The organism is Mycobacterium sp. NGS18 (genome assembly GCF_059813185.1).
The window spans coordinates 333,625-346,869 of the sequence record NZ_JCALEC010000002.1 but is presented as its reverse complement, the minus strand read 5'-3'; the positions used below and the strand labels follow the sequence as shown (position 1 = coordinate 346,869).

The following is a 13,245-nucleotide window of genomic DNA, read 5'->3' as shown; positions in this document are numbered from 1 at the left end:
TCACGGTAACCGCACGCTCACCGCAGCGGAACTCAGTCCAAATTCATATCTTCGATATGACCTGCACAGCGGCGCGTCGCGCGATCGCTCGCGATCCATCGAATGCGTGAATTCCCACCATTATCTGCTTACGTCGCGCCACGACTTATGCCACCATGTACGGGTGAACACACGTCGGATTCTTCGCTCCCTCGGTGTGGTGCTAGCGCTGACCTGGCTGCTGCAGAGCACCGCCGTCACCCCTCCCTCAGCCTTCGCCGAACCCTGTCCCGACGTCCAAGTCTTGTTTGCTAGAGGCACCGACGAGGCCATCGGGGTCGGTGAGACCGGGCAAGCATTCGTCGACGCGCTGCGGCCCCGGATCGGCGAGCGTTCCATGGACGTCTACGCGGTCGACTACCCGGCCACCAACGACTGGCCGACCGGTATTCAGGGCATCCGCGACGCCACCGCCCACATCGAGGCCACCGCGGCGAATTGCCCCAAGACCAAGATGGTGCTCAGCGGCTTCTCGCAGGGCGCCGCGGTGATGGGATTCTCCACCGCCAATGCCATCCCCGACGGCGTCGTCGGCGTGGACGTACCACGGCCGATGGCCCCCGAGGTGGCCGACCACGTCGCGGCGGTGGTGCTCTTCGGCACGCCCAATGAGCGGGCGATGAACTTCCTGGGCCAGCCGCCTCTGGTCATCGGTCCCGCGTACGCCGCGAAGACCATCCAGCTGTGCGTGCCGGAAGACCCGGTCTGCTCCGAGGGAATGAATTTCTCGGCGCACTACCCGGGCGCCTACGACGGGATCGTCGAGGAAGGCGCCGCCTACGCGGCAAACCGGCTGTAACCACTGTGTTTGCCATGCAGCACCGCCGCGGTGGTTTGCTGTCGGGCCTGCGGGTCGCACTGAATTTCGACCCGCGGGCCCCTCGGGAGGCGGCGACATGTCAGCATTCAAGGATGACCTTGCGTGACACTGTGGGCGCCGTCGCCGCCACGGCGACGCTGGCCGGGGCCCTGCTGGGTGCGCCGGCGGGCATACCGGCCGCCGCCGCCGAGCCCTGCCCGGACACCGAGGTGGTGTTCGCCCGCGGCTCCGGGCAACCCCCCGGTCTCGGCGACGTAGGAGAGGCTTTCGTCGCTTCACTCAAGGACCAGTTGCCCAACGGCGACGTGCGGGTCTACCCGGTCGAATACCCGGCGAGCACCGACTACCGCAACAGCGCGCTGCTCGGCGAGAGCGACGCCACCGCGCACATCCAGGCCACGGTTGCCAACTGCCCGAACACCAAACTCGTACTCGGCGGTTATTCGCAGGGCGCCAGCGTGATCGAGATGTCGAGCAATTCGCTGCCTCCCGCGATCGCCCACCATGTCGTCGCGGTGGCGCTGTTCGGTCCGCCGTCGAGTCCGTACTCCACCTCGCTGTGGGGTGGACCGCTGCCGGTGCTCGCCGCGTCGTACCAACCCAAGAGCATCGACTTCTGCCTCGCCGGTGACATCTACTGCGAAGAGAGCGGCAGCGTCATCCCGCACCTGATGTACGTGCAGGACGGCAAGGCCCACGAGGGCGCCGCGTTCGCCGCGAATCGCCTGACGATCAGTTAGACCGCGTCCCCTCAGAACACGCTGGGGATTCGCGCGTCGATCAGGTGCGGCCCCGGTTCGGCCAGGGCGCGCTGGAACTGTTCGGCGAGTTCCTCGCAGGTGGTCGCCACGCTCGCCGGCACCCCGAACCCCTCGGCGATCTTGGCGAAGTCCATGTTCGGCCGCGACAGGTCGAGCAAATCGTTCGCTTTGGGGCCCCCTCCCTCGGCGCCCACCCGAGCCAGCTCCATCCGCAGAATCGCATAGGAGCTGTTGTTGATCAGCACCGTGGTGACGTCGGCGTGCTCCCGCGCCATCGACCACAGCGCGGAGATGGTGTAGGCGGCACTGCCGTCGGCCTGCAGCGCGATCACCGGCCGATCCGGCGCGGCGACGGCAGCACCCAGTGCGACCGGCAGCCCCTGCCCGATCGCCCCGCCGGTGAGCGCCAGCACGTCGTGACGCGGCGCCCCGGCGGTGGCCGCGGGCAGCATCAGGCCAGAGGTGTTGGACTCATCGGAGATGATCGCGCCCTCGGGCAGCAGCACGCCGATCACCTGCACCCAGTTCTGCGGGGTCAGCGGTCCTGCCGGGAGTTCCGGGGCGGCGGCGGGCGCCGGCCGCGGCGAGACACCGGGCGCGACCGCGTCGGCCAATTGCGTCAGCGCGGCGGCCACGTCCGTTTCGAGGCCGGCCAGATTGTGCACCGCACAACCTTCGGGGACCAGGTCGCTGGGCTTGCCCGGATAGGCGAAGAACGACACCGGGGCCCGGGTGCCGGCGACCACCAGGTGCTTGATCCCGTCGAGCTGGAAGGCGGCCTGCTCGGCCAGGTAGCCGAGCCGGTCGATCGCCGGCACGCCGGCGCCGCGGGCCAGCCGGGCCGGGAAGGTCTCGACCAGCGCGCGGGCCCCGGTCGCGGCGGCGATCCGGTCGGTGGCCTGCAGCGCGCCGACGTCGGCAGCGGCGGGTCCACCGATCAACAGCGCCACCGGCTCGCCACTGCGCAGCACCTCGGCGATCTCGGCGACAGCGTGTTCGTCGGGGGCGGCCGCGGGAACCGGGTCGACCGGCCCGGCCGGCTGAGCGCCGTCATCCCAGGAGATGTCGGCGGGCAGGATCAGGTGGGCCACCTGCGCCGGGCTGGCCATCGACGCGGCCACCGCTTCGGCCGCGTCGCGGCCGACCTCGGTCCCGGCGCCGGTGCGACGCACCCAGCCGTGGGTCCAGTCGGTCAGCGGCTCGATGTCGGACTCCAGCGGTGCGTCGTATTTCTTGTGGTAGGTGGCGTGATCCCCGATGACGTTGACCACCGGCACGTGCGCACGGCGGGCGTTGTGCAGGTTGGCCAGGCCGTTGCTCAGCCCGGGACCCAGGTGCAGCAGGGTGGCGGCCGGTTTTGCGGCGATGCGGGCGTAGCCGTCGGCGGCGCCGGTCACCACGCCTTCGAATAGGCACAGCACCCCGCGCATCTGCGGCACCGAGTCCAGGGCGGCGACGAAGTGCATCTCGGAGGTGCCGGGGTTGGCGAAGCAGACCTGCACGCCGCTGTCGACCAGGGTCGTGATCAGGGCCTGTGCTCCGTTGGTCATCTGGCTGCCTTTCTTGCCGGGCACCGAAGAATGCGTGGTGCTCGCGATCTGCTGCCTATAGAAGCACGCCGGGGTTGAGGATGCCGGCGGGGTCGAAGGCGTCCTTGATCCGGCGCATCAGGGCGATCTTGACCGGATCTTCCAGTTCCAGGAAATGTTGGGTCTTGGCCCGCCCCAGGCCGTGCTCACCGGAGATCGCACCACCCAACGCCATCGCCGCGGAGAAGATGTCGTGCAGCAGCCGGTGGCGGACATCGTCGTCGGCGCAGAACACCGCCAGGTGGACGTTGCCGTCGCCGGCGTGCCCGCAGCCGACCACGCCGGCGCCCGACTGCTGCGCGAACGCCTGTGCGCGGGTGAAGAACTCGTGCATGACCGCACGCGGGACCACCACGTCGATGACATCGTGGGCACCAGCAGCCTTGGCCGTCCAGAACGCCTTCTCCCGGGCTTCGATCAGGGCGTGCGCCGAATTGCCCTCCAGCACATAGACATCGACCGCTCCGAGCGAGCCCAACAATTCGCCCAGCTTGGCCACGTCGTCGTCGAGGCGATCGCGGTCACGGTTCTCCACTCCGATCACCAGGTGCGCCTCGGCGGTCTCCCGGATGGCGTCGGGGATGCCCAGGTTGAGGTTCTGCGCGTAGCTGATCGCGGCCAGGGTGAGCTTGTCGACGTATTCGAGGATCACCGGGTCCACCCCGCTGCGCACCACCGTCGGCACCGCGCGCATCACCGCGGGCAGGTCGGCGAACGGGGCCAGCAGGGTAGCCGAGTGCGCCAGCCGCGGGTAGAGCCGCACGGTGACCTCGGTGGCCAGCGCGCAGGTGCCCTCGGAGCCGATGATCAGCTGGGTGAGGTCGTATCCGGTGGACAGCTTGGTGATCTTCCCGCCGGTGCGGATCAGTTCGCCGGTCGGCAGCGCGGCCTGCAGCCCGAGCACGTTGTGGCGGGTGACCCCGTACTTGACCGCGCGCATGCCACCGGCATTGGTGCCGACGTTGCCGCCGACACTGGCCGACAGCTCCCCGGGAAAGACGGTGTACATCAACCCCGCCTCGGCGGTGGCGGTGTCGAGGTCGGCCAGGGTGACCCCGGGCTGCACCACGGCGACCTGGTTGTCGGTGTCGATCTCCAGGACCGCGTTCATCCGCTCGAAGGAGATCAGCAGTCCGTCCGGGCAGGGCCGCGCCCCCGCCGACAGGCCGGTGCCCGAACCGCGCGCGGTCACCGGAGTCTTGGCCTCCGTGGCGGCGGCCAGCAGCGCCGCCACCTGCTCGGCGGTCTGCGGGCGAGCCACATAGCCCGGTGTCACCGGCGCGCCCACCAGCGCCTCGTCGTGGGAGTAGTCGGGGCCGATCTGTTCACCGGTCAGCAGGCCGCCGGCACCGACGATACCGGCGAATTGTGCTGCGACGTCGGTATCTACCGTCCCCATGGAGTCCTCACCTTCCGAATCCGGCGTCCCGCAGCGCCTGGGCCATCGACCCGCCGGCCGGGGCCGCGTCCCGGCGACCGCCGCCGTTACCCCGCCGCTCCCCCCGATTCTGCTTGCCGGTGTTTCGGTCCGCAGCCGGTTTGGCGGCCGGGCCGCGAGACGGTTTGTCCCCCAGCCGCAGGCTCAGCCCGATCCGCTGGCGGTCGACGTCGACGTCAAGCACCTTCACCTTCACCACCTGGCCGGAGCGGACCACCTCGTGCGGATCGGAGACGAAGCGGTCCGCCATCGCCGAGACGTGCACCAAGCCGTCCTGGTGCACCCCGACGTCGACGAAGGCGCCGAACGCCGCGACGTTGGTCACCACCCCCTCCAGGACCATGCCCGCCTTGAGGTCGGCCACCTTCTCCACGCCCGCGGCGAACGTCGCCGTGGAGAACGCCGGCCGCGGGTCACGTCCGGGCTTCTCCAACTCGGCCAGGATGTCGGTCACGGTCGGGATCCCGAACCGGTCGTCGGCGAAGTCACCGGGTTGCAGCGACCGCAGCAGTCGTTCGTCGCCGATGATCTCGGCCAGGGACTTCCCGGAGCGGTCCAGGATGCGCCGCACCACCGGGTAGGCCTCCGGATGCACCCCGGAGGAATCCAGTGGGTCGTCGCCGTCGCGGATGCGCAGGAATCCCGCGCACTGCTCGAATGCCTTGGGCCCCAACCGCGGCACATCGAGCAGCGCGGCCCGATTGCGGAACGGCCCGGTTTGGTCGCGGTGGGACACGATGGCTTCGGCCAACGACTCCGACACCCCCGACACCTTGGCCAGCAACGGCGCCGAGGCGGTGTTGAGGTCGACGCCGACGGCGTTGACGGCGTCCTCGACAACCGCATCGAGGCTGCGCGCCAGGTTTCCCGGCGTGACGTCGTGCTGGTACTGGCCGACCCCGATCGACTTCGGCTCGATCTTGACCAGCTCGGCCAGCGGATCCTGCAGCCGCCGGGCGATCGACACCGCCCCGCGCAGGGTTACGTCGAGATCGGGCAGTTCGCGGGCGGCGTAATCCGACGCCGAATACACCGAGGCACCGGCCTCGCTGACCATCACCTTGGCTGGTGCGGCCGCACCCGCGGACTGCAGGTCAGCGATCAGCTCGGCGGCCAGGGCGTCGGTTTCGCGCGACGCGGTGCCGTTGCCGACCGCGATCAGGTCCACGCCGTGCCGGGCGACCAGTGCGGCCAGCGTCGCCTTGGCCGCCTCCCACTGGCGCTGCGGCTGGTGCGGAAAGATCGCGCAGGTGTCGAGCACCTTGCCGGTGCCGTCCACCACGGCCACCTTCACCCCGCTGCGGAAACCGGGGTCGAGCCCGAGGGTGGTGCGGTTGCCCGCCGGCGCGGCCAACAGCAGATCCTTGAGGTTGCGGGCGAACACCGCGACCGCATCGGATTCGGCGCGTTGCCGCAGCCGCATCCGGGCATCGACCGCCGCGGAGAACGCCAGGCGGGTCTCCCACGCCCACCGCACCGTCTCGGCCAGCCAGAGCGTGGCCGCACCGGGTGCGGTCAAATCAACGCCGAGCGATTTCGCCACCATCGCCTGATACGGCGCGCCGTCGCCGCCGTCGAAGGCCAGCGCCAGGGCCTCTTCCTTCTCGCCGCGCAGTACGGCCAGCACCCGGTGCGACGGCATCCCCTCGAGTGCTTCGCTGAACTCGAAGTAATCGCGGAACTTCTGTGCCGCGGCGTCTTTCGCGGCTTCCGGCGACCGCGGCGCGGTCTTCAAACAACCGGCCGACCAGAATCGCTCCCGGACGGCGCCCACCAGTTCGGCGTCCTCGGCGGCGCGTTCGACCAGAATGGCGCGCGCCCCCTCCAGCGCCGCCGCGGCATCCGCCACCGCGTCGCCGGTGAACTCCGCAGCGACTTTTTGCGGATCGGCCGTCGGGTCGGCCAGCAGCTGGTCGGCCAGCGGTTCCAGACCCGCTTCGCGGGCGATCTGCGCCTTGGTGCGGCGCTTGGGCTTGTAGGGCAGATAGATGTCCTCGACGCGGGCCTTGGTGTCGGCGCCCAGCAATGCGGCCCGCAGCTGGTCGGTGAGCTTGCCCTGTTCTTCGATCGAGGTCAGCACGGCGGCCCGGCGGTCGTCGAGCTCGCGCAGGTAGCGCAGCCGCTCTTCGAGGGTGCGCAGTTGGCCGTCGTCCAGGCTGCCGGTGGCCTCCTTGCGGTAGCGGGCGATGAACGGCACCGTCGCGCCCTCGTCGAGCAGGGCGACGGCGGCCGCGACCTGCCGTTCAGCAACGGCCAGTTCCGCTGCCAGACGGGCGTTCACCGATTTAAGCGTTACGTTCTGGGTCACGCGCAGGGACCCTACCGAACCGCTCCGACGAGAACCGGGACCGACGTGGCGGCGGGGTTTCAAGGCATGATGGCCGCGTGACGACCTACAACGAGATCCGCAACAACGCACCGCTGTGGCCGGGCGTGATGGACCGCTCGCTGTTGGGCAACCGGCAGGCCCAGGCCGCGCTGTATCTGGCCGACGCTGCCAAGCGGGGCAAGTGGCGCCACGTCGTCCGCGAACTGAACCGGGGCGACCACGTCGTCGACGTCAAGGCCTGGCGGCCCGGCGGCAAGACCTGGCTGACCGTGCTGCATCAGGCCGGTTGGCATGGGGCGCCGGCGGATGTGGCGTCCTGGCTCATCGAGCAGGGAGCGCTACGCAGCCAGCGCGATGCCGCCGGGCGCACCGCCTACGACATCGCCGTCGAGCACAACCGGCCCGCGGAGTTGCTGGAGGTGCTCAAGCCGCCGGCGGCGGCGTTGGAGGCCGACCGGATCGCCGCGCTCAATGCCCAGCTGACCGGAATCATCGACGACCTGATCCAGCAGCTGTTCCGCGGTGTCGACCTGCGCCAGATGTTCCGGTATCCCCCGGTCGAGGTGCTGCACGAGCTGCCGGGAAAGCAGCTGTGGTTCCCGGTGCCCTACCTGTGGGGCGGTTTCCGGGTCGGGTTGGCGGACAACGACATCGAACTGTTCGGCGGCTACCGCGAACTCGATCCGGTCGGTGAGGTGCATGTCGCGACGGTGGGGTATCGAATCACCCCAGAGGGGCCATCGCAGGTCTACGAGGGCTACGAGTAGTCCCGCAGTTGCCCTTTGGCGATCTTTCCGCCGGATGAGCGCGGCAGTTCCTCCAGGACGACCAGGCGTTCGGGCAGCAGTTCTTTGGACACCCCGAGCGACAGCAGGTGCTCAACGAGTTCGGGCAATTCGAGGCTTCCCGCATTGACCAATTCCACGTAGACGCATACCTTTTCGCCGAACACCTCATCGGGCATCGCAATCGCGGCGGCCACCGCGATCGCCGGGTGGGTCATGACGGCATCCTCGACCTGAGCGGCGCTGATGTTCTTGCCGCCGCGCAGGATGAAGTCCGACGTCCGGCCGGTGACGCTCAGATAACCTTCGGCGTCGATCTCGCAGATGTCACCCATGCGCATCCACCCGTCGGGGGTGAACAGCTTGTCGTGATCAATCCCGTTCAGATAGCCGAGGCTGGTCGCCGGGCCGCGGCAGGCCGGCTGGCCGCGGCCAGTGCCGGTCACGTCGGTGTTGCCATCCTCGCCGCCGAACAGCCGGACCCGCATCTCGCCGACGATCCGCCCGCCGGTGCGCAGCCGCTTCTCCAACGGGTCGTCGAGGGTGGTTCCGCTGAGCAGCCCGGTTTCGTTGGAGCCGTAGAACTGCAAGATCTTCGCGCCGGTGAGCTCCTCGAACTCCGCGGCCGGCCGGTAGGGCAGCGCCTCCCCGCCGGTGAAGACCACACGCAGCGAACTCAGGTCGAAATCGCGGCTGGCCGCGTCGGCCATCATCATCGTCAATTGTGTGCTCACACAGCACAACACGGTGACCCGATGCTGCGCGATGGCTGCACAGGTCGCCGCCGCACTGAAGCGGTCCAACAGCACGGCGGTAGCGCCGAGGTGGATCGGGGTGGTGTGGCTGGTCCACAGCCCGAAGCCGAACGGCGTGGGGATGATCGGCGCGAAGACGTCGTCGGCCCGCAGCGCGCCGTTGACGACCGCGCATTGGTGAAAGTAGTGCCAACGGTTCTGGGTGTGCACCACACACTTGGGCAGCCCGGTGGTGCCGGAGGTGGAGTTGATCAGGAAGACGTCGTCGGCGCCGAGTCGCGGCCCCGGCACGGCGTTTTCGGCGGCCGCGCCCAGTTCATCGATGCTCAGCGTTTCGATCGGCAGGCCGGTGGCTGCCGGGTGCCGCTGTTCGTCGGTGATCAGCAGCTTGGCTTGCGCGCCGGCCAGGATCGCGTTGACCTCTCGGGTGCCGGCGCGCGCACCGATGCCCACCACCACCGCGCCGCACCGTTCGATCGCCACGAACAGCACATGGATGGCTGCGGAGTCGCGGTGCCACACCGCGATCCGGTCATGCGGGCGCACGCCGATACCGGCCAGCTGCGCCGCCAGGGTGTCTGCCGCCGCGTCGAATTCCCGCCAGGTCAGTCCCGCACCGAGGTAGTCGACATAGGCGGCGCGCTGCGGGAATCGTTGCGCGTTGCGGCGAACCGCATCCGACAGCGTGGTCGCAGACCACCAGCCGGCGTCGTGATAGCGGGCCGCGTCTGCGGCGGTGAAAGCGGGCGAATCCCAGGCGATTTGGCCAGACATCGGGTCAGTAGAGGTAGTCTTCGCCGCTTGCCCGCACCGTGATGTCACTGATGCTGATGCCCCACGGTTGGTCGATGACGTGAACCACGGCGTCGGCGAGGTCCTCGGGAGTGATCAGCCAGTACTTCACCGAGTCGATGTCGGTCTGCTCGGCCGTCAGGGTGCCGTCGGCGAACGCGGTGAGCGACTGCGTGTAGCTCGCAGCGCGGGATCCGACGATGCCCATGATCGCCGCGCCGTTGACCACGCCGCTGGCCAGGTTGGTGCCCAGCACGCCGGTCGGCTTGACGGTGCTCACCTTGATCTTTCCCTTGGCCTCGCTGCGCAACGAGTCCGACAGCACGGTGACCGCTGCCTTGGTCGCGCTGTAGACGCCCGAGCCCGCCACCCCGGCGTTGCCGTAGATCGACGAGATGTTGACCACGTGGCCCCGGCCCTGTTCGATCATCTGGTCGTAGACGGCCGAGATCCCGTTCACCACGCCTTTGATGTTGATGTCGATCGCACGGTGCCACTGCTGCCAGGCCCGCGCGTGGTCGGCGAAGTAGGCCAGCGGCATCACGCCGGCGTTGTTGACGATCACATCGACCGCGCCGAAGGTCTGCACCGCGTGCTGCACCGCGGCCGTCATCTGCGCCATGTCGGTGACGTCGGCGACGTAATGGGTGCCGGAGTGTCCGGCCGCGCGGATCCCGTCGAAGACGGCCGCGAGGTTCGCCTCGCCGATATCCACCCCGACGGCGTGGGCACCTGCGGCGGCGCACTTCTCGGCGATGAGTTTGCCGAATCCGCCGCCGGCGCCGGTGACGACGACGACCTTGTCCTGCAGGTGCTGCGACACAGTCGGCCTCCCGACAACGCGAAACGGAGCGAACGTATTCGGTGCAGTGTAGGTGGCCGCTGTTGTCCCGGTGGCGCACGCCCGATTTGCCCAGCGACAGGCCGGACGGCCAAACCCCGCCCGAGGAGTCCGGACGTTATGGTCACAGCGTGAAACGTCGAACAGCGCTGGGGCTGCCGCTCCTGTTGGCGGCGGGTCCCACCCTGAGCCGGATCCCGCGGGCCGGCGCAGACCCCGGCCGGTGGTCGATCGACCGGGCCAACCGCTGGTATCAGGCGCAGGGCTGGCCCGTCGGCTCCAACTACATCACCTCGACCGCCGTCAACCAGCTGGAGATGTTTCAACCCGGAACCTTCGACCTGCGGCGCATCGACGCCGAGCTGGGCTGGGCCCGCTCGGCCGGCTTCAACACGGTGCGGGTCTTTTTGCACGACCAACTGTGGGCGGCCGACCGGAAGGGCTTCCAGTACCGGCTGGCCCAGTTCGTCTCCGTCGCCGCCCGGCGCCGCATCAAACCGATGTTCGTGCTGTTCGACTCCTGCTGGGACCCGCACCCCAAGGCGGGACCGCAGCCGGCACCGCGGCCCGGCATCCACAACTCACGCTGGGTGCAGAGCCCGGGCGCCGAGCGGCTCGGTGACCGCGACTACTACCGCACCCTGTATGACTATGTCACCGGTGTGATGACCCAATTCCGGTACGACGAGCGGGTTCTGGCCTGGGACCTGTGGAACGAGCCGGACAACATGGCCCGCGAGTACAGCAGCGTCGAGCGGTCCGACAAGCTCGACCTCATCAGTGACTTGCTTCCCCAGGTGTTCAACTGGGCCCGGTCGGTCGATGCCCGTCAGCCGCTGACCAGTGGGATCTGGGAGGGCTCGCGGCAGGGCAGCGCCATCGTCAACACCCAGCTCAACAGCTCCGACATCATCACCTTCCATTCCTATGACAAGCCGGCGATGTTCAGTGAGCGGATCGCCGAGCTCGCGCCGCTGGGTCGGCCGATGATGTGCACCGAATACCTGGCGCGCACCAAGGGCAACACCATCGACGGAATTCTGCCGATCATGAAGCGTCACAATGTGGGCGCCTACAACTGGGGTTTCGTCGCCGGGCGGACACAGACCTACCTGCCGTGGGATTCCTGGGACAGCCCCTACGACTCCGCCCCGCAGGTCTGGTTCCATGATCTGGTGCAGCCCACCGGCCGCGCCTACCGCAACCTGGAGATCATGACGATCAGCAACCTGACCGGTCGCTGACCGGGAAGACCGCGCCGGATTCGGGCGACGTTGGCGCGACCGGCTGATAGCCGACCGGTTCAATGATGAAATTATTGGCGGCAATGTCGTCGGGCCGCGGGTGCGGTGATCGGCGTTCACGGGTCTGACTTGAGGAGTCGATGATGAGCGAGACCGCGCCGGGTTCGCGGGCTGGGTCACGGGTTGGGCGCTATCTCCTCAAACGCCTGCTGGGCCGCGGTCCCACCGGCGAGGTCTATGAGGCCGTCGACACCCACAAGGACCGCACCGCCGCGGTCAAACTGCTCGCACCGGCGTTGGGCCGCGATCCGGCGTTTCGGGAATGGTTGCAGCGGGAGGCGCTCACCGTCGGGCGGGTCCAGGAGCCGCACGTCGTCCCGGTCCGCGATTACGGCGAGCTCGACGGCGAAGTGTTCATCGACATGCCGCTGGTGCCCGGCGCCGACCTGTCCGCCCTGTTGAAACGTACCGGTGTGCTGCCCGCGTCCCGCGCGGTGAACATCGTGTGGCAGGCCGCGTCCGCGCTGGATGCCGCGCACGCCGCCGGGGTGATCCACCGGGGCGTCAAGCCGCGCAACATCCTGCTGACCAGTGATGACTTCGTCTACCTGGTGGATTTCGGGATCGCCGGTGCGCCCGGGGCGAACGCGACCGACGCCGAACAGGGGGGCGCCCGCTGGAAGTATTCCGCACCGGAGCTGTTCTCCGGCGGTGACTTCGGCCCGGCGGTCGACGTCTACTCGTTGGCGTGCCTGCTCTACCAGTGCCTGACGGGTTCGCCGCCGTACCGCGCCGACAGCGTCAAGATGCTGGCCAATGCTCATCTGAGCAAGCCGATTCCGCGGCCCAGCTATGCCGGGTCGACGATCCCACCCACCTTTGACGCGGTGATCGCCATGGGGATGGCCAAGGACCCCAGGGAGCGCTTCGCCAACGCCGCCGAGCTGGCCACCGCGGCCTATCAGGCGTTGAGTGCACCTGATCAACACCGGACGTTGCAGATGTACGAGGCCGGCCAGCAGTCCACCCCGCCATTGATCGAGCAGCCGAAGCCGAGCGTGCCGCCGGAGACCCCGAACCCGCCGCCGGCTCCGCCCGTCACCGCAGCAGAACCCGAATCCGCTCTTCCGGCAGCACCCTCGGTCGGCACCGCCCGCCCGGTCGCGCAAGCGAGCGTCCCGCGCATTTCCACCCCCGACGACGACTGGTTCAGCTCGCCGCGGCCGTTGCCCGGCTACCGCCACCCCGGTAGACGCAAGCAGCTGCTGGGTCTTGCGGCGGCACTGGCCGTGGTCGTCGGGCTGATCGCCTGGATGACGAACCGGTCTGGTACCGACGAGCTCGTTGCCGATACCGCCGACGCGGGGGCCGTCGCGGCAGCGAACGGGCCCGCGACGTCCCTGGCGTCCGCTGAATCCCAGGCCCGGTTGCTCAAGCTGCTGCCCCCCGGTTATCCGCAGGACACCTGCACCCCGGCCACCCCGATGGGTGGCGCCATCGCGGAGGTGAACTGCGGCCGCAACATCGACGTGGACGGCCCGCCCTCGGCGACCTACTCCTTGTTCCCGGACGCCGGGGCGCTGCACCTGAGCTTCGACAACACCGTGCAGGCCGCCACCGTCGTCGTCTGCCCCGGCCGGATCCAGTCGCCGGGCGCCTGGCACCGGACCGCCACCCCGGACAAGCCCAGCGGGATGCTGCTGTGCGGTATGCGGCAGGGTTCCCCGACCCTGGCGTGGACCAACGACGCCAATCTGGTACTCGCCCGTCTGCACACCGAACACAGCGCGCCCTCGCTGGAGCAGCTCTACACCTGGTGGAGTTCGCATTCCTGATCGCCATTCACCAACGG

10 protein-coding genes are annotated in these 13,245 nt (G+C 69.0%); 5 read left to right on the top strand and 5 right to left on the bottom strand.

The features are described from left to right. Positions 1-163 precede the first annotated feature (163 nt). Positions 164-838 carry a cutinase family protein gene (locus tag AC5Y31_RS05115; protein WP_082947178.1) on the top strand — a complete coding sequence of 225 codons (675 nt, stop codon included), beginning with the start codon at positions 164-166 and terminating at the stop codon, positions 836-838. Between the two features lie 113 nt (positions 839-951). Next, entirely contained in the window at positions 952-1,599 is a 648-nt protein-coding gene (locus tag AC5Y31_RS05110; RefSeq protein ID WP_499978587.1) for a cutinase family protein, read from the top strand. Positions 1,600-1,610: 11 nt separating this feature from the next. Here AC5Y31_RS05110 and AC5Y31_RS05105 read toward each other — a convergent pair whose 3' ends face one another. Genes AC5Y31_RS05105 through AC5Y31_RS05095 form a run of 3 tightly spaced genes read right to left on the bottom strand, consistent with a single transcriptional unit; the run spans position 1,611 to position 6,955 of the window. Then, on the bottom strand, positions 1,611-3,170 hold the full coding sequence (locus AC5Y31_RS05105; RefSeq protein WP_499978585.1) for an acetolactate synthase large subunit: 1,560 nt from the start codon (positions 3,168-3,170) through the stop codon (positions 1,611-1,613). A 55-nt stretch (positions 3,171-3,225) separates the two neighbouring features. Then, positions 3,226-4,608 (bottom strand): FAD-binding oxidoreductase, encoded by a 1,383-nt coding sequence (locus AC5Y31_RS05100; RefSeq protein ID WP_499978583.1) that lies wholly within the window; start codon positions 4,606-4,608, stop codon positions 3,226-3,228. Between the two features lie 7 nt (positions 4,609-4,615). Further along, the gene (locus AC5Y31_RS05095; RefSeq protein WP_499978582.1) at positions 4,616-6,955 is read right to left on the bottom strand and encodes a Tex family protein; all 2,340 of its coding nucleotides are present in this window, start codon (positions 6,953-6,955) and stop codon (positions 4,616-4,618) included. A 77-nt stretch (positions 6,956-7,032) separates the two neighbouring features. Between AC5Y31_RS05095 and AC5Y31_RS05090 the strand changes: the two genes are divergently transcribed. Next, positions 7,033-7,743 (top strand): ankyrin repeat domain-containing protein, encoded by a 711-nt coding sequence (locus AC5Y31_RS05090; RefSeq protein WP_499978579.1) that lies wholly within the window; start codon positions 7,033-7,035, stop codon positions 7,741-7,743. Here the strand turns inward: AC5Y31_RS05090 and AC5Y31_RS05085 are convergent. Then, positions 7,734-9,290 (bottom strand): class I adenylate-forming enzyme family protein, encoded by a 1,557-nt coding sequence (locus AC5Y31_RS05085; protein WP_499978575.1) that lies wholly within the window; start codon positions 9,288-9,290, stop codon positions 7,734-7,736. The genes AC5Y31_RS05090 and AC5Y31_RS05085 overlap by 10 nt on opposite strands. Positions 9,291-9,294: 4 nt before the next feature. After that, complete coding sequence (locus AC5Y31_RS05080) at positions 9,295-10,131, bottom strand: SDR family oxidoreductase (RefSeq protein WP_499978574.1); 837 nt, start codon at positions 10,129-10,131, stop codon at positions 9,295-9,297. A gap of 149 nt (positions 10,132-10,280) precedes the next feature. On the opposite strand from AC5Y31_RS05080, the gene AC5Y31_RS05075 reads away from it, so the two are divergent. Together AC5Y31_RS05075 and AC5Y31_RS05070 are read left to right on the top strand one after the other, a co-directional pair. Next, positions 10,281-11,393: a cellulase family glycosylhydrolase gene (locus AC5Y31_RS05075; RefSeq protein ID WP_499978571.1), complete on the top strand. Its 1,113-nt coding sequence runs from the start codon at positions 10,281-10,283 to the stop codon at positions 11,391-11,393. Between the two features lie 143 nt (positions 11,394-11,536). Beyond that, positions 11,537-13,228, top strand: coding sequence for a serine/threonine-protein kinase (locus AC5Y31_RS05070; RefSeq protein ID WP_499978569.1), 1,692 nt, complete (start codon positions 11,537-11,539; stop codon positions 13,226-13,228). The last annotated feature ends 17 nt before the right edge of the window (positions 13,229-13,245 follow it).